Below are 18,630 nucleotides of genomic sequence, written 5' to 3'. Positions count from 1 at the left end.
ATGGCTAGATCGCTTAAAAAAGGACCTTTTGTAGATGATCATGTAATGAAAAAAGTTATCGCTGCTAAAAAAGCAAACGATGGCAAACCTATCAAAACTTGGTCAAGAAGAAGCACAATAGTTCCTGATATGATAGGACTAACATTTAATGTCCATAATGGTAAGAGCTTTATTCCTGTGTATGTTACAGAGCATCATATAGGTTATAAGCTAGGTGAGTTCGCTCCAACTAGAACTTTTAAAGGCCACCGTGGCTCAGTTCAAAAGAAAATCGGTAAGTAGGTAAAATATGAGTAAATCAACTATTAAATTTATAAGACTTTCACCTACAAAAGCAAGACTTATTGCAAGAGAAATTCAAGGAATGAATGCTGAGTTTGCTCTAGCTACGCTTCAGTTTACTCCAAATAGAGCAGCTAAACATATAGCTTCGGCTATTAGTTCAGCAGTTGCAAATGGCGGCTTTGAGCCTGAAGAGGTTGAAGTGGTAAGTTGTAGAGTGGATGCAGGTCCAGTTCTTAAAAGATTTAGACCAAGAGCTAGAGGAACTGCTAGCAGGATAAGAAAGCCAACTTCACACATAACAGTTGAAGTAGCTAGACCAAGCAAGAAGGATGCGTAATGGGACAAAAAGTTAATCCAATAGGCCTAAGACTAGGTATAAATAGAAACTGGGAGTCTAGATGGTTTCCTTCTAAGGAGAACTTGCCAGAGAATATTGTTGAAGACTATAAGATTAGAAAATTCCTAAAAGCTAAACTTTACTACGCTGGAATTAGTCAAATCATTATAGAAAGAACAGCTAAAAGAATTCGTGTTACTATAGTTGCAGCTAGACCAGGTGTTATTATAGGTAAAAAAGGTGCTGAGATAGAAAACCTTAAAAATGAAGTTGTAAAACTAATAGGCAAAGATGTTAATATTAACATCGGCGAAGAGAGAAAATCAGGCGCTTCAGCTCAACTTGCAGCAGAAAATGTTGCTATGCAATTAGAACGCCGTGTTGCTTTTAGAAGAGCTATGAAAAAAGTTATCCAAAATGCTCAAAAAGCAGGAGCAAAAGGTATTAAAATTTCAGTTTCAGGAAGACTTGGTGGAGCTGAGATGGCAAGAACTGAGTGGTATTTGGAAGGAAGAGTTCCGCTTCATACATTTAGAGCTAAGATAGATTATGGTTTTGCTGAGGCTCATACAACTTATGGAAATATAGGTGTAAAAGTATGGATATTTAAAGGTGAAGTTCTTCAAAAAGGAATACAACCAGAAAAAACAGAAGATGCTCCTAAGAAAAATAGAAGAAGAAGGAGAAGCTAACCATGTTGATGCCAAAAAGAACAAAATATAGAAAGCAGATGAAGGGCAGAAACCGCGGTTACGCAACTCGCGGTACACAGCTAACATATGGCACTATTGGTCTTAAAGCAGTAGAAGCTGGTCGTATTAACTCTCGTCAAATTGAAGCAGCTCGTGTTGCTATGACAAGACATGTTAAAAGACAAGCTAAAGTTTGGATCTGCGTTTTCCCAGATAAACCACTTACTAAAAAACCATTAGAAACTAGAATGGGTAAAGGTAAAGGTGGCGTTGAAGAGTGGGTAATGAATATTAAGCCAGGTAGGATCATATTTGAGATGGCAGGAGCTGATGAGAGTTTGGCAAGAGAGGCTTTAACTTTATCAATCCATAAGTTACCATTTAAAACTAAAATCGTAACAAGAGAGAGCGAAAATGAACTATACTGAGTTAAAAGATAAAGATATAAAAGAGCTAAACGAGCTAGTTAAAGAGAAGAAAAAGTCGCTTTTTGTTTTAAGACATAAGCTTAGAACTATGCAGTTAACAAATACTAGTGAAATAAGTGCTACTAAAAAAGAGATAGCTCAGATTTTAACTGCGATAAATGCGAAAAAGGGAGCGTAATATGGCGTTAAAAAGAGAGATTCAAGGTGTAGTACTAAAAAAAGCTGGAGAGAAAACAGCTACAGTTTTAGTAGAGAGAAGAGTTATACACCCAAGATATAGAAAGATAGTAAAACGCTTTAAAAAATACCTTGTTCATGATGAGAGAAATGAGGCAAATGTAGGCGATACTATTGAAGCAATTGAGTGTAGACCAATAAGCAAGAGAAAATCTTTTCGCTTAAAAGCAGTGCTAAAAAGAGGAGTTGAGTAATGATACAAGGATTTACAAGACTAAATGTAGCTGATAATAGTGGTGCAAAAGAAGTTATGTGTATAAAAGTTCTTGGCGGAAGCAAAAGAAGATATGCTACAGTTGGTGATATCATCGTATGTTCAGTTAAAAAAGCTCTTCCAAATGGCAAAATTAAAAAAGGTCAAGTTGTAAAAGCAGTAGTTGTAAGAACTAAAAAAGAGCTTCAAAGAAAAAATGGCTCACTTATTAGATTTGATGATAACGCAGCTGTTATACTTGATGCTAAAAAAGAACCAGTTGGAACCCGTATTTTTGGACCAGTTGGAAGAGAAGTAAGATATGGCGGATTTATGAAAATAGTTTCGCTAGCACCGGAGGTTTTATAATGGCAAATATCAAATTTAAAATCAAAAAAGGTGATACAGTAAAAGTTATAGCTGGTGATGATAAGGGCAAAACAGGCGTTGTAAAAGCAGTTTTCCCTAAAAACCATCAAGTTATAGTTGAAGGTATTAAAGTAGCAAAAAAAGCTGTAAAACCGAGTGAACAGCACCAAAATGGTGGTTTTATAGCAAAAGAGATGCCGATAGATATCTCAAATGTAGCTAAGGTGGAGGAGTAGTTTTATGAACAGACTTAGAAGCAAATATGCAAGTGATATAAAAGATGCTCTAAGCAAAGAGTTTGATTATAAAAACTCTATGCTTATTCCTGCGATTGAAAAGGTCGTAATAAGTGTTGGTGTTGGTGATAGTGCGAAAGATCAAAAAGTTCTTCAAAATATGGCTGATACTATTTCATTAATAGCAGGTCAAAAAGCTGTTATAATAAATGCAAAAAAATCAGTTGCTGGATTTAAAGTTAGAGAAGGCTTTCCAGTTGGTATTAAAGTAACTTTAAGAAAAGAGAATATGTTTACATTTCTAGATAAACTTATCTCTGTGGCTCTTCCAAGAGTTAAAGATTTTCGTGGTCTGCCAAAGGATGGTTTTGATGGTAGAGGAAACTATAATTTTGGTCTAGATGAGCAACTTATGTTCCCAGAGGTTGAGTATGATAAGATTTTAAGAACTCACGGTATGAACATAACTATAGTTACAACAACAAATAGCGATAAAGAGGCTTATAAGCTACTAGAGCTTATTGGTATGCCTTTTGCGAAAGGAAAGTAAAATATGGCTAAAAAATCAATGATAGCTAAAGCAAATAGAAAGCCAAAATTTAGCTCAAGACTGGTTAGAAGATGTAAAATTTGTGGTAGACCGCACTCAGTTTATAGAGATTTTGGAATTTGTAGAGTTTGCCTTAGAAAAATGGCTAATGAAGGTCTTATCCCAGGCCTTAAAAAATCAAGTTGGTAGGAGATTATTATGGTAAATGATATAGTATCAGATAGTCTAACTAGGATAAGAAACGCTGCTTTAAGAAGACTTGATACAACAAAGCTTCTACATTCAAAAGTTGTAGAAGCAATTGTTGAAATATTTGTAAACGAAGGTTATCTAGAGAGCTTTAATGTAGTTGAAGAAGATAACAAGAAATTTATAAACGTTGTTTTAAAATATGACGAGAGAGGCAAAAGCGTAATAACTGAAGTAAAAAAAGTTTCAAAACCTGGTAGACGTGTATATCAAGGAAAAGATGAAATCAGACTTTTCAAAAATGGCTATGGTACTGTTGTTGTTTCTACAAGTAAAGGTGTTATGAGAGGTAGAGATGCTTCAAGAGATGGCATCGGCGGTGAGGTTCTTTGTACCATATGGTAATAAGTAACTTTTTATGGCATTTGGCGTAAGCCGTAGACAAATAAAAAGGATAAAAATGTCAAGAATAGGAAAACAACCTATATCTATACCAAATGGTGTAGAGGTAAAAGTAGATGGTTCTCTTCTAAACTTCAAAAAAGGAAAAATTGAAGAAATTTTAGATACTAAAAACCATGTAAATGTAGAAGTTAAAGATGGAAATATCGTATTTAGCCCAAAAGGCGAAGATAGACAAAGTAGAGCTTATTGGGGAACTTATCGCTCACTTGCTCACAACATCGTAGTTGGTTTAACTGATGGTTTTGAGAAAAAACTTGAAGTAAACGGTGTTGGTTACAAAGCAGCTGTTAAAGGTAAAACTTTAGAGCTAAACTTAGGTTTTTCTCACCCTATTAACTACGACCTACCAGATGGAGTTGAAGCAACCGTAGAAAAAAACCTTATTACTATAAAAGGTCACAACAAACAAGTTGTTGGTCAAGTTGCATCAGAAGTTAGAGAATTTAGACCACCTGAGCCATATAAAGGTAAAGGCGTTAAATATCTTGAAGAGCGTATTATCAGAAAAGCTGGTAAGACATCTAAGAAGTAGGGGTAGTTTATGAGAGCAAATATATTAAAAAGAAAACTAGCTGTAAGAGCTAAGAGAAAAGCAGGATTAAGGGCTAAAATTTCAGGCATTGCTACTAGACCTAGAGTTTCGATTTTTAAATCAAATAGAACCATCTATGCTCAAGCTATTAATGATGTTGAAGCAACAACACTATGTGTGAGTGATGGAAAAGTTCTAGGGCTTAAAGCAAACAAAGAAGGTGCTACTAAACTTGGAGCTGATTTGGCTGATAAGCTAAAAGCTAAAAACATCACTGAGGTTGTCTTTGATAGAAATGGCTATCTTTACCATGGCGTTATCGCAGAATTTGCGAGCAGTCTAAGAGAAAATGGCATTAAGCTATAAGCAGGGGTTAAGTGATGGAAAAGTATAATAGAGAAGAATTTGAAGAAGTAATAGTAAATATCGGTAGAGTTACTAAGGTTGTAAAGGGTGGTAGAAGATTTAGATTTACAGCTCTTGTTGTAATTGGTAATAAAAAAGGCTTAGTTGGCTATGGTTTTGGAAAAAGTAAGGAAGTTCCAGATGCTATTAAGAAAGCAGTTGATGATGCATTTAAAAACATAGTTGAAGTTAAGCTAAATGGTACAACAATACCTCACGATATTGAAGTTAAATTTAATGCAAGTAGAGTTTTATTAAAACCAGCAAGTGAAGGTACAGGTGTTATCGCTGGTGGTTCAACTAGACCAGTTTTAGAGTTGGCAGGTATTCAAGATATCTTAACTAAGTCTCTTGGATCAAACAACTCATCAAATGTTGTTAGAGCTACAGTTAAAGCTCTTAGTATGTTAAAAGGATAATAAATGGGACTAGAGAATTTACAAAAAGCTCCAGGCTCAACTCATAGCAAAAAAAGAGTTGGTAGAGGTCAAGGAAGCGGTTGGGGCAAAACCTCAAGTAGAGGTGGTAAAGGTCAAACTGCAAGAACAGGCTACTCAGAAAAAAGAGGTTTTGAAGGTGGTCAACAACCTCTTCAAAGAAGACTTCCAAAGGTTGGTTTTAGAACAAAATTTCAAAAGCCTTATGTTATAAATGTAGAAAAAATAAGTAGCATTAAAGAGTTGAGTGAGATTACATTTGAAAGCATTAGAAGTGTTCATAAATTTCCAGCTACTACAAAAAAAATTAAGTTAATTGGAGCAAGTGCAAGGAATTTAGCTTCTAAGATTAAAGATGAAAATGTAAGTACGAGCGGAAAATAATATGAACGCATCTCTAAGAAACAAAATCTTAATAACTTTTGGATTTTTGTTTATCTATAGAATTCTAGCATATGTCCCAGTTCCTGGGGTAAATGTTGATGTTATTGCTGAATTTTTTAAAAACAACAGCAATAACGCATTTGGAATGTTTAACATGTTCAGTGGTAATGCTGCTGAACGCTTAAGTATTATATCATTAGGTATTATGCCTTATATTACTGCTTCGATTATAATGGAGCTTTTATCAGCTACATTTCCTAAGCTAGCAGCTCTAAAAAAAGAGCGTGACGGTATGCAAAAATATATGCAAATTATAAGATATTCAACTGTCATCATAACTGTAATTCAAGCAATCGGTGTTAGTGCAGGACTTTTTGCTATGAACTCTAGCGGTGGTCAAAGTGCAATTATGATAGATAAAAGCCTTTTTGTAATAATAGCTTGTGCATCAATGCTTACTGGAACTATGCTTTTAATGTGGATAGGTGAGCAAATAACTTCAAAAGGTATTGGAAACGGAATAAGTCTTATAATCTTTGCAGGTATTGTAAGTGGTATTCCAACAGCTATTGGTGGTGCTATAAATTTAGTAAATACTGGAGAGATGAATTTCTTAAAACTTATAGCTATAATTTTGATTATCTTAGTAACAGTTGGAGCTGTTATTTATGTAGAACTTGGCGAAAGAAGAGTGCCAGTTTCTTACTCAAGAAAAGTAGTTATGCAAAACCAAAACAAACGCATTATGAACTATATACCTATTAAAGTAAATATCAGTGGAGTTATACCGCCAATATTTGCTAGTGCGATTTTAATGTTTCCAGCAACTATTTTTCAAGCAAGCACAAATCCAGTAATGATGAAGATAAATGACTTTTTAAATCCAAATGGATTTATGTTTAACCTGTTAATGTTTATTTTTGTTGTTTTCTTTGCATTTTTCTATGCTTCAATTGCATTTAAAACAGATGATATTAGTGAAAATTTAAAGAAACAAGGTGGATTTATACCAGGAGTAAGACCAGGAAAGCCAACTGCAACATTCTTAAATGATGTAGTTAGTCGTCTAACTTTTTGGGGTGCTATTTATCTAGGAATAATTGCTACTCTTCCATGGCTCTTAGTTAAGCTTATGGGTGTACCATTTGGATTTGGCGGAACTTCAGTTTTAATTGTTGTATCAGTTGCACTTGATACGATGAGAAAGATAGAAGCTCAAATTTATATGAATAGATACCAAACTCTAAGCGCAATGGACCTATAAAATGGCAATAACTCTAAAAAACGCTAAAGATTTAGAAGGATTAAGGGCTGCAAACAAATTAGTTGCAGCCACTCTTGATTATACAGGTGAGTTCTTAAAAGCTGGAATGACCCTTTTAGAAGTTGATAAAAAAATAGACGATTTTATAACAAAAAATGGAGCCTATCCAGCATTTAAAGGACTTTATGGTTTTCCAAATGCAGCTTGTTTGTCGCTAAATGAAGTTTGTATCCATGGAATTCCTGATGATACTATCTTGCAAGAAGGCGATATTTTAGGCGTTGATGTTGGGACTAAGTTAAATGGATATTATGGTGATAGTGCTAGGACTTTTGGGATTGGCAAAATTTCAAAAAGCGATGAGGATCTTATAAATTGTAGTAAAGACGCTCTTTATTTTGCTATTAAAAATATAAAAGTAGGAATGCATTTTAAAGAGTTAAGCTTTTTAATTGAAAATTTTATCCTAGAAAAAGGCTATGTGCCATTACAGGGATATTGTGGTCATGGGATTGGAAAAAGACCTCACGAAGAACCAGAAATTCCAAACTACCTAACAGGCAAAAATCCAAAACAAGGTCCAAAGATAAAAAATGGAATGGTTTTTTGCATTGAGCCGATGATTTGTCAAAAAAGTGGTGAAGCTGTTGTGGCAAGTGATGGCTGGGCAGTTACTAGTAAAGATGGACTTAGAACTAGCCACTATGAACACTGCATCGCTGTAATAAACGGCAAAGCTGAAATTCTAAGTATAGCTTAAATTTAAAAGGATTTTCTTTTAAATTTAGGCTATATTAATTCTCTTATTTTGTAATAAATTTCATAGAAATATCTATAAAAATTTAACTATCCTATTATTTTTTAGATTTTAATCCATTATTAACTTTTAACATTAAAAATTTATTAAAGCTAAATTTAACTTTAAATTCATTATAATCTCATATTTAAACTTAAATAAGGATTATAAAATGAAAAAAGCTTTAACGATATCTTTAGTTTTAAGCTCGTTTTTTATACGCCGAAGTTTTCGAACTTGGCGTTATAGAAGTTGGTGCTAAAAAAGAACAAAAAGCAGACACAAATGTTGTTGTAGTTGATCAAAAAAACATGCAAAAAAAAATAGCATTAAAAGAGTTAGCGAAGTTGCAAAGCAAACTCCTGGCGTTTATTTACAAGGTGCTAGGGTTCAAGAAATGAGACAAATTTAATCATTCGTGGCTTTAAATCAACTGAAATTCCTATCTATATGGATGGAGTTCCAATCTATATTCCTTGTGATGAAAATATGGATTTAAACCGCTTTTTAACTGGGGATTTAAGTTAGGTTAATATCAGCAAAGGAGCAAGTTCTGTTCTTTATAGACCAAATGCTTTAGGTGGAGCTGTAAATTTAGTAAGCACAAAGCCAACAAAAGAGTTTGAAGGAAGCCTATATTACAGCTTTACAACTGGAAAAGATAGTAATACTTACTCAAATTTAGGTGGATTTAGACTATGAAGCAAACAAGAGCTTTTTTATATTCAACTTAGCGGTCAAATTTACGATGTAGAGGGTCGCCAAGCAAGTAAAGACTCAAAATATGAGAAAATCCCTGGCTCAAATAGCGATGATTATAAAATCAGTTTAAAAGTAGCTTTAACGCCAAATGAAACAGATGAGTATGCATTTATCTACTCAAAACAAGAAGGCGAAAAAAAATAAAGAATTTACGAAGGAAGAGATATCAATAATATTGGAAGAGATCGCTACTGGAAGTGGAAAGACTGGGATAAAGAGAGTTTTTACTTCTTATCAAATACAAAATTTGATAATTTTTACATAAAAACAAAAGCATTTTATGATAAATTTGAAAATACTTTGGAAAATTACACTGATAAAACTTACTCTAAAAACACATGGACAAGCATTTATGATGATTATAGCTACGGCTTTGGAGTTGAGATAGGTGGCGAAATTTTTACAAATAACACGCTAAAATTTGCCTCAAATTATAAAAAAGATCTCCATAAAGAGCATAATATCGGCGATCCATGGCAAGAAATGATAGATGAGACTTTATCTTTTGCCCTAGAAGATACTCACGAATTTAGCGAAAATACAAGCTTAATTGTTGGGTTATCTTACGATATAAGAGATGCAAAAAAGGCCCAAAACTATTCTGACCCAAAACCTGTGATTGACAAAAGAACAAGAAAACAAAAAACAAATAAAAAAGGCAGACTTTTATGGGATGAAAATCCTTATGTTTGGGAGTTTGATAAAGATAAAATTAAAGCGTTTAACTACCAAGCTTTATTAAAACATAGCTTTGATGGAAATGATGAATTAACCCTAAGTTTTGCTAAAAAATCACGCTTTCCAACTATAAAAGATCGCTACTCAAGGCGTTTTGATAGCACAGAACCAAATCCTTACTTAAAAGAATAGATCGCTTATCACTATGAAATAGGCTATAATAGAACATTTTTTGATGAGTTAAATTTAGGCGGGGCGATTTTTTACTCAGATGTTAGAGATAAAATTCAAAGCGAGTATATAAATAAGAAAAATAGCCAAGGCAAACTTTTAAGACAGTTTAAAAATGTAGGAGATGCTAAGTTTTACGGCTTTGAGTTAAGTGCGGTTTGGTTTTTGGCAAATGAGTTAGAACTAGGAGCAAATTATACTTATATGGATTATGATCTCTCAAGCGATGAAGATGGTAAAGAGGTCTATCTTAGCGATGTTCCAAGGCATAAATTCTTTGCATATTTAGACTGGGAATTTGCACCAAAATGGAGTTTATATGCAAGTGGGGAGATCCAAAGTAAGAGTTTAAGTAGCTATAATAATGATGAAAAATACTATGCAAGGGGTTTTGGCGTGACAAATTTAAAAGTGGGATATGAGCCATTTGAAGGGCTTAAAATCAATGCTGGAGTAAATAATATATTTGATAAATATTATGAATATACAGAGGGCTACAGCGAAGATGGTAGAACATTTTTTGTAAATTTAAGGTATGATTTTTAGATAAATTTTAAAAAAAGGGATTTTGTGAGAGTTTTACTGTTTTTATTTTTAGCGATTTTTAGTCTAAATGCAAATTATAATTGCGAAAACTGCGAGAATTTAGACCCAAACAAAGTCCAAAAAGTCTATGCATCAAATCCTGTTATTTTATATCAACTCTACGCCGTTGATAAAAGCAAGGCTGCTGGGCTAGTTTTTGAGTTTTGGGATATTGAAAAGGAGTTTTTGGATGAAAATTTTACAAATTTACCTGTTGTTGGTGGCTTTTTTGGGCAAGGTAGAACGCCAAATATCGAACAAGTTTTAGCCTTAAGGCCAGATTTGATTTTAGCCTCAACAAATACAACCGAACTTTATCAAAACATCTTTAAAAAAACAAAAATTCCAGTTTTATATTTAGACGCATTAACTATCGAAGATAGCTTAAACTCATTTGAAATTTTAGGCGAGTTTTTAGATGCTTCTAATAGAGCTAAAAACTTAAAAATTTCGCCCTAAATTCGCTTGAATTTGCTAAAAACTTAAAACAAAATGTTAAAAATCCTAAAAGAATTTACTACGCTTTTGGAGATGATGGCTTACAAACTGAGTGTGATAAAAGTGGCTTTGGAGAGGTTTTAAATTTAGTTGGGGCAAATTTAGTCCATAAATGTGAAAACTTAAAGCAAAATAGTAGAGTTAGCCTAAATTTCGAACAAATTTTATCTTACGACCCAGACGCAATCATCGTCTATCACAAAGCATTTTATGATAAAATTTTTAGCGATAAAAAGTGGCAGCTTTTAAAAGCAGTTCAAAATAAAGAGGTTTATTTAATCCCTAGAAAGCCATTTTCCTGGGTTGGAAAACCAGCTTCATTTATGCGGTTTTTAGGAATTTACTGGCTTGGAAAGACGCTATATCCAGAACTAGTAAGCATAAATTTATACGATAAAACAAAAGAGTTTTATAAACTTTTTTTATATTTGGATTTAAGCGATGATGAGATAAAAGATATTTTAAATGAGAAAATTTAGCATAATAACTCTGTTTTTGATTTTAGTAGTTTTATCTTTTGCGTCGCTATTTATTGGAAAATACTCTTTAAATTTAAGCGATTATTTGGGAATTTTTAATGAAGAAAATATCCTAGCAAATGTCATCATAACTGAAATCAGACTTCCTAGAGTTTTAGCTGCTATTATGGTTGGAGCGGCTTTATCAGTAAGTGGGGCGACCTATCAAGCGATGTTTGTAAATCCTTTGGTAAGTCCTGGTGTTTTGGGCGTTTTAAGTGGGGCTGGATTTGGTGCTGGACTTGGGATGATTTTAAATTTAAGCATTTATAGCACTCAAATTTTAACTTTTATTTTTGGAGTTTTAGCTGTTATTATCGCGGTTTTGATCTCGCTAATTAGCCAAACTTCAAGGGTTTTGATGCTTATTTTAGGTGGCATTATAAGTGGGGCGATTTTTACAAGTTTAAGTTCAGTTATAAAGTATTTTGCCGACCCAAACGAAGTTTTGCCAAATATAATTTATTTTTTAATGGGAAGCTTAAGTTTTGCAAATAAAGAGCTAGTTTTTGCAACTTCTTGGGTGATTTTACTTTGTATTTTGGTAAATATTTTTTTATCAAAGCAGATAAATGCCCTAAGTTTGGGCGATGAAGAGGCAAAAAGCCTTGGCATTAACACTAGAAATTTAAAACTTATTTTGATTACAACTTCGACTCTGTCAAGTTCGCTTTGTGTGGTTTTAGCTGGTGTGATTGGCTGGGTTGGGCTTGTTGTACCTCATATTTGCAGGTTTTTTATGGAAGCGATAACCGATATGTCATAATTTCATCAGCGATTTTTGGGGCTTTGTTTTTGCTAGTTTGTGATACTTTTGCAAAAGAGATTTTCAGTTATGAAGTTCCTTTGGGGCTTATCACATCGCTTTTTGGGATTCCAATTTTTATCATTGCACTTTTTAAAGTTAGAGGTAGAGTGTGATTGAAGTTAAGAATTTAAAATTTTTCTACTCTAAAAAAGTGATTTTAAATGGCATAAATTTTAATCTAAAAAGTGGGGAAAATTTAGCTATTTTAGGCGAAAATGGCTCTGGCAAAAGCACACTTTTAAAATGTATGTTAAACCTACTTCCTTATAGTGGCGAAATTTTACTAAATGGTAAAAATATAAAAAGCATTAAAAGAAAAGATTTATCCAAGCAAATCGCCTATATACCGCAGTCTCAAAACTTGCCATTTGAGTATGAAGTTATAGATATTGTTTTGATGTCAAGAATTTCTCATAAGAGTTTTTTGAAAATTACTCTAAAAAAGATTATGAAATTTGCCAGAACGCTCTTGAAAAACTAGGAATTTCACATTTAAAAGAGAGAATTTTTACAAATTTAAGCGGTGGTGAAAAACAGCTTGTCTATTTAGCAAGAGTGCTTTCTTCAAAAGCTAAAATTATTTTTATGGACGAACCAGTTAGCGGGCTTGACTTTGGAAATCAAATAAAGCTTTTAAATTTAATTAAAACTCTATCAAAAGTGGCTACATGATAGTTATGAGATCGCATCATCCAAGACATGTTAAATTTATAAACTCAAATGTTTTGATGATAAAAGACCAGATTATTTTTAAATTTGGCAATGCTGAAATTTTAAATGAGGAAAATATTTCCACACTTTATGGGATTGACTACTCTAAATTTAATTATATTTTATGAGTTGCAACAATAGATATTTAACCTTTAATTAATTTTAAAGTAAATTTATGATAAACTTAGGCTTTTTACTATTTTGTAAAATAAAAATTTCAAAAGAAAGGAGAAAATGTGGCAAAAGATGATGTCATAGAAATAGATGGTAATGTTATAGAAGCCTTACCAAATGCTACTTTTAAAGTAGAACTTGACAATAAGCATGTTATTTTATGCCATATCGCAGGCAAGATGAGAATGCACTATATAAAAATCATGCCAGGCGATAGAGTAAAAGTCGAACTTACGCCTTATAGCCTTGATAAAGGTAGGATTACTTACAGATATAAGTAAATTTAAAGCTTAAATTTGATACAATCATAGCTTTGCAAAAAACTGTGTGAAGAAGTGTTTTTAAAATCACCACTATTTTAAAAACAGTTGGTTTAAAAAATCTCTTTAAACCTAAGAGCACAAGCATTTACAGTGGAATTATTTTTAGGAGAATTCAGATGAAAGTTCGTCCTTCTGTAAAGAAGATGTGTGACAATTGCAAGATTGTCAAAAGAAGAGGAGTAGTATTTGTTATCTGCTCAAATCCAAAACATAAACAAAGGCAGGGTTAAAATATGGCTCGTATAGCAGGTGTTGATTTACCGAAGAAAAAAAGAGTTGAATATGGCTTAACTTACATATATGGCATAGGGCTTTTCTCATCAAGAAAAATCCTTGATGCAGTTGGAATTTCTTATGATAAGAGAGTTCATGAGTTAAGTGAAGATGAGGCTGCTGCGATAAGAAAAGAGATCCAAGAGCACTATATGGTTGAAGGTGATCTTAGAAAAAGTGTAGCTATGGATATAAAAGCACTTATGGATTTAGGAAGCTATAGAGGTTTAAGACATAGAAAAGGTCTTCCAGTTCGTGGTCAAAAAACAAAGACAAACGCAAGAACCAGAAAAGGTAAGCGTAAAACTGTCGGCGCAGCAACTAAGTAAGGTTAAGATATGGCAAAAAGAAAAGTAGTTAGAAAAAAAGTAGCTAAAAAAAGTATAGCTAAAGGTATAGTTTATATCAGTGCTTCATTTAATAACACAATGGTTACTGTAACTGATGAGATGGGAAATGGAATTTCTTGGAGTAGTGCAGGTGCGCTTGGCTTTAAAGGTAGTAAAAAATCAACTCCTTACGCAGCACAACAAGCAGTTGAAGATGCACTAAATAAAGCAAAAGAGCATGGTATAAAAGAAGTTGGTATTAAGGTTCAAGGACCAGGTAGTGGTAGAGAGACAGCGGTTAAAAGTGTTGGTGGCGTAGAAGGAATTAAAGTAACATTTTTTAAAGACATTACCCCACTTCCACACAATGGTTGTCGTCCTCCAAAAAGAAGAAGAGTGTAAGGGGTTAAAATGGCAAGATATACAGGACCAGTAGAGAAAATTGAGAGACGTTTAGGCGTTGATTTGGCTCTAAAAGGTGAAAGAAGATTAGCAGGTAAGAGCTCTCTTGCTAAAAGACCTTTTGCACCAGGTCAGCACGGGCAAAGAAGAGGGAAAATTAGTGAGTATGGACTTCAACTAAGAGAGAAACAAAAAGCTAAATTTATGTATGGTCTAAATGAAAAGCAATTTAGAAATCTCTTTAAAGAAGCAACAAGAAAAGAAGGAAATACTGGAGAGATTTTCATTAAAATGTTAGAACAAAGACTTGATAATGTTGTTTATAGAATGGGCTTTGCTACAACTAGAAGATTTGCAAGACAGCTTGTTAGCCATGGTCATATTTTAGTGGATGGCAGAAGGGTTGATATACCTTCATATAGAGTTGAAGCTGGTCAAAAAGTAGAGATTAGAGAAAAAAGTAAAGAAAATCCACAAATTCAAAGAGCTATTGATTTAACAGCTCAAACAGGAATTGCTGGCTGGGTAGATGTAGAAAAAGATAAAAAATTTGGAATTTTTACTAGAATTCCTGAAAGAGAAGAGATTCAAATTCCAGTTGAAGAGAGATTCATCGTAGAGCTTTACTCAAAATAGTAGGAGGTAAAGATGAGAAAGATTACAACATCAGCATATATGCCAACCGAGATAAGAGTTGAAAATGTTAGTGAAAATGTGGCAAAAGTTATAGCATACCCGTTTGAGACGGGTTATGCTGTGACAGTTGCACATCCACTTAGAAGGCTTTTATATACAAGTTCTGTTGGTTTTGCACCTACTGCTGTTAAGATAGAAGGAGTTGAACATGAGTTTGACTCTATTCGAGGAATGCTTGAAGATGTTGCTATATTTATCATAAATTTAAAAAACTTAAGATTTAAGATTAAAGGTGACTCAAAAAGAGAAATTTTAGAGTATAGCTTCAAAGGACCTGCTGAGATTAGAGGCAAAGATTTAGCAAATGATGTAGTTGATATTGTAAATCCAGATCACTATATCGCCACACTAAATGAAGATGCCGATCTTAAATTTAAAGTCATTGTTGAAAAAGGTATTGGATATGTTCCAAGTGAAGAGTTGGCTGATTATATAGATTCTGACTATATGGCACTTGATGCATTTTTTACGCCCGTAAAAAGAGCTATTTATGATATAGAAAATATCTTAGTTGAGGATAATCCTGACTATGAAAAGATTATATTTACCATCACAACAAATGGTCAAGTTGATCCTATTACAGCGTTTAAAAATGCTTTAGAAGCTATGTATCAACAACTTTCAGTTTTTGGTGGTATTGTGGATATTGAAATTCCATCTGCGCCGATTTCAACAAGTCAAAGTAGTGAACACGCTAAGCTTTTTGAAAATATTGAAAACCTAAATTTAAGTGCTAGAAGCTTTAACTGCCTAGATAGAGCAGGTATTAAATTTATAGGTGAACTTGTCTTGATGGAAGAAGGTGAGCTTAAAGATATCAAAAATTTAGGTAAAAAATCCCTAGAGGAGATAAAAGCAGTTATGGAAGATATTGGCTATCCTATCGGCGATATGTCTCTATCTGATCAAAAAGATGGACTGCTAAGAAAGATAAATGAATTAAAAAAACAAGGATAAGATAATGAGACACGGACACGGTTATAGAAAGCTAGGCAGAACTTCAACCCACAGAGCTGCTACGCTTAAAAATTTAGCTATTGCTCTTATCGAGAATGGTAAGATTGAGACTACACTTCCAAAAGCAAAAGAGCTTAGAAGCTATGTAGAAAAACTTATCACAAGAGCAAGACTTGAGGACTCAAATGCTCATAGAGCAGTTTTTGCTAAACTTCAAGATAAAACTTCAACAAATAAGCTAGTTACAGAAGTTGCACCAACTTATAAAGATAGAGATGGTGGCTATACTAGAATTATTAAAACAAGAGTTAGAAGAGGCGATGCTGCTGAGATGGCTTATATAGAGCTAGTATAATTTTTAAAACCGCCTAAATTTAGGTGGTTTACCTACATTTTATTTTCCCTTATTTACCCATTTTTAAAGATTCTTAATAAATTTTACGCTAAAATACCCAGAAATAAATTTAGGATATGAGATGATACCATTTAGTGATGAAGATCTGCTAGGTCCAGTAAAAGATAGCCTTGATAAAATTCGTCCAATGCTTCAAAATGATGGTGGCGATATGAAGTTATTAGGCATTAAAAACGCAGTTGTGTATGTTCAGCTTGTTGGAGCTTGTCATGGTTGCCCATCAAGCACAAGCACTCTAAAACACGGCGTGGAAAGACAGCTAAGAATCGATATCCATCCAGAACTTAGTGTTGTAAACATTCCATTAGGGCAAGATTTTGACATCCAAAGAGTATAAAATTTTAGGCATAAAAGCCTTTAAGAGTTTAAAATTTGATGCGGCTAAAAACTATTTTTCTTTAGCTTTAAATGATAAAAATAAAGATGAAATAATGTTTTTAGTATCGCTTTGTGAAGTTGCTAAACATAGCTTTGATGATGCAAATATGCTTTTTGATTTTTACACATTTTTAGTTAAAGATGCTAAAGATATGAGTGAGCTTTGGGAGCTTTTAGAAAGCATCGAGATAAAACATTTAGATGATAGTTTAACTTCTGAAAATGTAATAACTTATGATGAACTAAGAAATATCATAAAAAAAGGTATAAATTTCAAAGACGCTATAGAGGGGGTTATGGCATCAACAAAACTCGTAATTAAAAATAGTGATAATTTTCTTGATTTTATTCTAAATTTATTAGATAATGGCATGGAAGAGAGTGCAATAAACTATTTTGAGACATTTTTAGAAATTCATGGCTCATTTGATGATAAAACTCAAGCAGTAGCAAGAAAGATACAAGATTATGAAAATAGAATTAAAAGATAATTTTATAACAGACGATACTAGAGAAGTTATTAAAGGGTGCTATTTTTTAAGCTCAAAATTTAATGCTAAATTTGAACAAACAGCCAAAGAAAACGGTGTAAAAGTTATAAATTTAGATAAGGCAAAAGAGCTTTTAGGTATTGATAGTAATATAAAAATCGTTGGCATTACAGGCACAAATGGCAAAACCACAACCGCAGCCGCTATTTACTCAACGCTTTTAGATCTTAGATATAGCGTGTTTTTATGTGGCACAAGGGGGGCATTTGTAAATGAAAAACAAGTTGATAAAAAGGGCTTAACAACAAGCAGTCCTATTAGAATTCTTAGCTATCTAAAAACAGCCTCGTATGAGAAATGTGACTATTTCATAATGGAAGTCAGCTCTCATGCAATAGCTCAAAACCGCATAGAAGGGCTAAATTTTGCCCTTAAAATTTTTACAAATATCACTCAAGATCATCTTGATTACCACAAAACCATGGCTGAGTATTTAGCTGTAAAGAGTAGCTTTTTTATGGATGAAACCCCTAAACTTATCAACAAAGATCAGCTTAATGGCTTAGTTTTTAACCCAAAAAACGCTTATACTTACGGCATTAAAGAGATAGCTACTTTTAAGGTTGTAGCTTATAGTATAGATAAAGGCATTGATGCAACTATCAAAACTCTAAATCAAGATGGCGAACTTGAAAGCGATATGGTTGGCGAGTTTAATCTTTATAACCTACTAGCTGCTTTTAGTGCCGTAGCAATTCTAACTAAAAAGCCAAATTTAGAGATTACAAAAGCACTTTCAAATTTTGCTGGAGTTGCTGGCAGAATGGAACTAGTCTCAGATAATCCTAGAGTTATTGTGGATTTTGCCCACACTCCTGATGGCGTTGAAAAGGTTTTAAATGCATTAAAACATGATAAATTAATCGTAGTATTTGGTGCAGGCGGAGATAGAGACAAGACTAAACGCCCTTTAATGGCGGCTATAGCAGAGCATTTTGCTTATAAAATTATAGTCACAAGCGATAATCCTAGAACCGAAGATGCAAATTCTATTATTGATGATATTTTTAAAGGCTTTAAAGATTCAAGTAAAGTTTTAAGAGAAGTAGATAGAAAAAAAGCCATTAAAGCAGCACTAAATTTAGCACAAAATGGTGAAGTTGTTGTTATTTTAGGCAAAGGCGATGAAGATTATCAAGAGATAAATGGAGTAAAACACCATTTTTCAGACAAAGAAGTAGTAAGGGAAATTTTATGCAAATAAATATGTTAAAAAGCAAGATTCACAGGGCCACAGTTACAGATGCAAATTTAAACTATGTAGGCTCTATTTCGATAGATAAAGTACTTATAAAAGCAGCAAATTTAAGAGAATTTGAAAAAGTTGAAATTCTAAATATTAATAATGGTGAGAGATTTTCAACTTATGTAATAGAGGGCAAAATGGGTGAAATTTGCCTAAACGGAGCAGCTGCAAGAAAGGTGCAAAAAGGCGATATAGTTATCATTGTAGCATATGCTAATATGAGCCAAGAAGAGGCTGATAAATTTAAACCGACAATTGTACAAGTTGATACTAAAAACCAAATTTTAAAGGACTAA

General features: G+C 33.2%; 32 protein-coding genes and 4 pseudogenes. All 36 read left to right on the top strand.

Features of this window, described 5'->3' with window-relative positions:
* The 36 genes and pseudogenes from rpsS (at window position 1) to panD (ending at window position 18,630) form a co-directional block, all read left to right on the top strand.
* Window positions 1-282, top strand: a complete 282-nt coding sequence (rpsS, locus tag CCORG_RS08270) for a 30S ribosomal protein S19 (protein ID WP_025802057.1) — start codon at window positions 1-3, stop codon at window positions 280-282.
* A gap of 7 nt (window positions 283-289) precedes the next feature.
* Window positions 290-613: pseudogene (rplV, locus tag CCORG_RS08265) on the top strand (50S ribosomal protein L22); the annotation flags it as partial.
* Between the two features lie 8 nt (window positions 614-621).
* On the top strand, window positions 622-1,314 hold the full coding sequence (rpsC, locus tag CCORG_RS08260; protein ID WP_025802055.1) for a 30S ribosomal protein S3: 693 nt from the start codon (window positions 622-624) through the stop codon (window positions 1,312-1,314).
* 2 nt (window positions 1,315-1,316) lie between these two features.
* Window positions 1,317-1,742, top strand: a complete 426-nt coding sequence (gene rplP / locus CCORG_RS08255) for a 50S ribosomal protein L16 (RefSeq protein ID WP_025802054.1) — start codon at window positions 1,317-1,319, stop codon at window positions 1,740-1,742.
* Entirely contained in the window at window positions 1,729-1,920 is a 192-nt protein-coding gene (gene rpmC / locus CCORG_RS08250) for a 50S ribosomal protein L29 (protein WP_025802053.1), read from the top strand. The genes rplP and rpmC overlap by 14 nt, the downstream gene beginning before the upstream one ends.
* A gap of 1 nt (window position 1,921) precedes the next feature.
* Window positions 1,922-2,173, top strand: a complete 252-nt coding sequence (gene rpsQ, locus CCORG_RS08245; protein WP_025802052.1) for a 30S ribosomal protein S17 — start codon at window positions 1,922-1,924, stop codon at window positions 2,171-2,173.
* Window positions 2,173-2,541: a 50S ribosomal protein L14 gene (gene rplN, locus CCORG_RS08240; protein ID WP_025802050.1), complete on the top strand. Its 369-nt coding sequence runs from the start codon at window positions 2,173-2,175 to the stop codon at window positions 2,539-2,541. Before rpsQ ends, rplN begins: the two co-directional genes overlap by 1 nt.
* The gene (gene rplX, locus CCORG_RS08235) at window positions 2,541-2,777 is read left to right on the top strand and encodes a 50S ribosomal protein L24 (RefSeq protein WP_025802048.1); all 237 of its coding nucleotides are present in this window, start codon (window positions 2,541-2,543) and stop codon (window positions 2,775-2,777) included. Before rplN ends, rplX begins: the two co-directional genes overlap by 1 nt.
* A 4-nt stretch (window positions 2,778-2,781) precedes the next feature.
* Window positions 2,782-3,327: a 50S ribosomal protein L5 gene (rplE, locus tag CCORG_RS08230; protein WP_025802046.1), complete on the top strand. Its 546-nt coding sequence runs from the start codon at window positions 2,782-2,784 to the stop codon at window positions 3,325-3,327.
* A gap of 3 nt (window positions 3,328-3,330) precedes the next feature.
* Window positions 3,331-3,516 carry a type Z 30S ribosomal protein S14 gene (locus CCORG_RS08225; protein WP_025802044.1) on the top strand — a complete coding sequence of 62 codons (186 nt, stop codon included), beginning with the start codon at window positions 3,331-3,333 and terminating at the stop codon, window positions 3,514-3,516.
* 9 nt (window positions 3,517-3,525) lie between these two features.
* Window positions 3,526-3,921, top strand: a complete 396-nt coding sequence (rpsH, locus tag CCORG_RS08220) for a 30S ribosomal protein S8 (protein ID WP_051487245.1) — start codon at window positions 3,526-3,528, stop codon at window positions 3,919-3,921.
* Window positions 3,922-3,976: 55 nt separating this feature from the next.
* On the top strand, window positions 3,977-4,513 hold the full coding sequence (gene rplF / locus CCORG_RS08215) for a 50S ribosomal protein L6 (protein ID WP_025802040.1): 537 nt from the start codon (window positions 3,977-3,979) through the stop codon (window positions 4,511-4,513).
* Window positions 4,514-4,522: 9 nt separating this feature from the next.
* The gene (gene rplR / locus CCORG_RS08210) at window positions 4,523-4,879 is read left to right on the top strand and encodes a 50S ribosomal protein L18 (protein ID WP_025802038.1); all 357 of its coding nucleotides are present in this window, start codon (window positions 4,523-4,525) and stop codon (window positions 4,877-4,879) included.
* A 14-nt stretch (window positions 4,880-4,893) separates the two neighbouring features.
* Window positions 4,894-5,337: a 30S ribosomal protein S5 gene (rpsE, locus tag CCORG_RS08205; RefSeq protein WP_025802036.1), complete on the top strand. Its 444-nt coding sequence runs from the start codon at window positions 4,894-4,896 to the stop codon at window positions 5,335-5,337.
* 3 nt (window positions 5,338-5,340) lie between these two features.
* On the top strand, window positions 5,341-5,739 hold the full coding sequence (gene rplO / locus CCORG_RS08200; RefSeq protein WP_025802034.1) for a 50S ribosomal protein L15: 399 nt from the start codon (window positions 5,341-5,343) through the stop codon (window positions 5,737-5,739).
* Between the two features lies 1 nt (window position 5,740).
* Window positions 5,741-7,003 (top strand): preprotein translocase subunit SecY, encoded by a 1,263-nt coding sequence (secY, locus tag CCORG_RS08195; RefSeq protein WP_025802032.1) that lies wholly within the window; start codon window positions 5,741-5,743, stop codon window positions 7,001-7,003.
* Window position 7,004: 1 nt separating this feature from the next.
* Window positions 7,005-7,763 (top strand): type I methionyl aminopeptidase, encoded by a 759-nt coding sequence (gene map, locus CCORG_RS08190; RefSeq protein WP_025802030.1) that lies wholly within the window; start codon window positions 7,005-7,007, stop codon window positions 7,761-7,763.
* A gap of 1,098 nt (window positions 7,764-8,861) precedes the next feature.
* Window positions 8,862-9,431: a TonB-dependent receptor gene (locus tag CCORG_RS08185; RefSeq protein ID WP_025802028.1), complete on the top strand. Its 570-nt coding sequence runs from the start codon at window positions 8,862-8,864 to the stop codon at window positions 9,429-9,431.
* The gene (locus tag CCORG_RS08180) at window positions 9,432-10,016 is read left to right on the top strand and encodes a TonB-dependent receptor domain-containing protein (protein WP_152534241.1); all 585 of its coding nucleotides are present in this window, start codon (window positions 9,432-9,434) and stop codon (window positions 10,014-10,016) included.
* A gap of 24 nt (window positions 10,017-10,040) precedes the next feature.
* Window positions 10,041-10,780 (top strand): annotated as a pseudogene (locus tag CCORG_RS09155) (ABC transporter substrate-binding protein); the annotation flags it as partial.
* 96 nt (window positions 10,781-10,876) lie between these two features.
* Window positions 10,877-11,032: a hypothetical protein gene (locus CCORG_RS09000; protein ID WP_232088139.1), complete on the top strand. Its 156-nt coding sequence runs from the start codon at window positions 10,877-10,879 to the stop codon at window positions 11,030-11,032.
* Window positions 11,019-11,992, top strand: a pseudogene (locus CCORG_RS08165) (FecCD family ABC transporter permease). The gene CCORG_RS09000 and the pseudogene CCORG_RS08165 overlap by 14 nt, the downstream one beginning before the upstream one ends.
* Entirely contained in the window at window positions 11,989-12,360 is a 372-nt protein-coding gene (locus CCORG_RS08160; protein ID WP_051487243.1) for an ATP-binding cassette domain-containing protein, read from the top strand. Before CCORG_RS08165 ends, CCORG_RS08160 begins: the two are co-directional and overlap by 4 nt.
* Window positions 12,333-12,419 (top strand): annotated as a pseudogene (locus tag CCORG_RS09150) (ABC transporter ATP-binding protein); the annotation flags it as partial. The gene CCORG_RS08160 and the pseudogene CCORG_RS09150, both read left to right, overlap by 28 nt.
* Window positions 12,420-12,547: 128 nt before the next feature.
* A complete protein-coding gene (locus CCORG_RS08150) occupies window positions 12,548-12,718 on the top strand; it encodes a hypothetical protein (protein WP_172658572.1) in 171 nt (56 codons plus the stop codon).
* Window positions 12,719-12,826: 108 nt separating this feature from the next.
* Window positions 12,827-13,045, top strand: a complete 219-nt coding sequence (gene infA / locus CCORG_RS08145; protein WP_005869854.1) for a translation initiation factor IF-1 — start codon at window positions 12,827-12,829, stop codon at window positions 13,043-13,045.
* A gap of 158 nt (window positions 13,046-13,203) precedes the next feature.
* Window positions 13,204-13,317: a 50S ribosomal protein L36 gene (gene rpmJ / locus CCORG_RS08140; RefSeq protein ID WP_081755055.1), complete on the top strand. Its 114-nt coding sequence runs from the start codon at window positions 13,204-13,206 to the stop codon at window positions 13,315-13,317.
* A 3-nt stretch (window positions 13,318-13,320) separates the two neighbouring features.
* Window positions 13,321-13,689: a 30S ribosomal protein S13 gene (gene rpsM, locus CCORG_RS08135; protein ID WP_025802021.1), complete on the top strand. Its 369-nt coding sequence runs from the start codon at window positions 13,321-13,323 to the stop codon at window positions 13,687-13,689.
* A 9-nt stretch (window positions 13,690-13,698) separates the two neighbouring features.
* On the top strand, window positions 13,699-14,091 hold the full coding sequence (rpsK, locus tag CCORG_RS08130; RefSeq protein WP_025802019.1) for a 30S ribosomal protein S11: 393 nt from the start codon (window positions 13,699-13,701) through the stop codon (window positions 14,089-14,091).
* 9 nt (window positions 14,092-14,100) lie between these two features.
* Window positions 14,101-14,727, top strand: coding sequence for a 30S ribosomal protein S4 (gene rpsD / locus CCORG_RS08125; RefSeq protein ID WP_025802017.1), 627 nt, complete (start codon window positions 14,101-14,103; stop codon window positions 14,725-14,727).
* Window positions 14,728-14,739: 12 nt separating this feature from the next.
* Entirely contained in the window at window positions 14,740-15,744 is a 1,005-nt protein-coding gene (locus tag CCORG_RS08120; RefSeq protein WP_025802015.1) for a DNA-directed RNA polymerase subunit alpha, read from the top strand.
* Between the two features lie 4 nt (window positions 15,745-15,748).
* A complete protein-coding gene (gene rplQ / locus CCORG_RS08115; protein ID WP_025802013.1) occupies window positions 15,749-16,099 on the top strand; it encodes a 50S ribosomal protein L17 in 351 nt (116 codons plus the stop codon).
* A 121-nt stretch (window positions 16,100-16,220) separates the two neighbouring features.
* A complete protein-coding gene (locus CCORG_RS08110) occupies window positions 16,221-16,496 on the top strand; it encodes a NifU family protein (RefSeq protein WP_025802011.1) in 276 nt (91 codons plus the stop codon).
* Entirely contained in the window at window positions 16,477-17,028 is a 552-nt protein-coding gene (locus CCORG_RS08105) for a hypothetical protein (RefSeq protein WP_025802009.1), read from the top strand. Before CCORG_RS08110 ends, CCORG_RS08105 begins: the two co-directional genes overlap by 20 nt.
* Window positions 17,006-18,292 carry a UDP-N-acetylmuramoyl-L-alanyl-D-glutamate--2,6-diaminopimelate ligase gene (locus CCORG_RS08100; protein ID WP_025802007.1) on the top strand — a complete coding sequence of 429 codons (1,287 nt, stop codon included), beginning with the start codon at window positions 17,006-17,008 and terminating at the stop codon, window positions 18,290-18,292. Before CCORG_RS08105 ends, CCORG_RS08100 begins: the two co-directional genes overlap by 23 nt.
* Window positions 18,283-18,630, top strand: a complete 348-nt coding sequence (gene panD / locus CCORG_RS08095) for an aspartate 1-decarboxylase (RefSeq protein ID WP_025802005.1) — start codon at window positions 18,283-18,285, stop codon at window positions 18,628-18,630. The genes CCORG_RS08100 and panD overlap by 10 nt, the downstream gene beginning before the upstream one ends.

Source organism: Campylobacter corcagiensis (assembly GCF_013201645.1).
In the GTDB taxonomy this organism is placed as follows: Bacteria; Campylobacterota; Campylobacteria; order Campylobacterales; family Campylobacteraceae; genus Campylobacter_B; species Campylobacter_B corcagiensis.
Note: the sequence above shows the minus strand (reverse complement) of the source record. Positions and strands in the feature narration are given on the sequence as shown.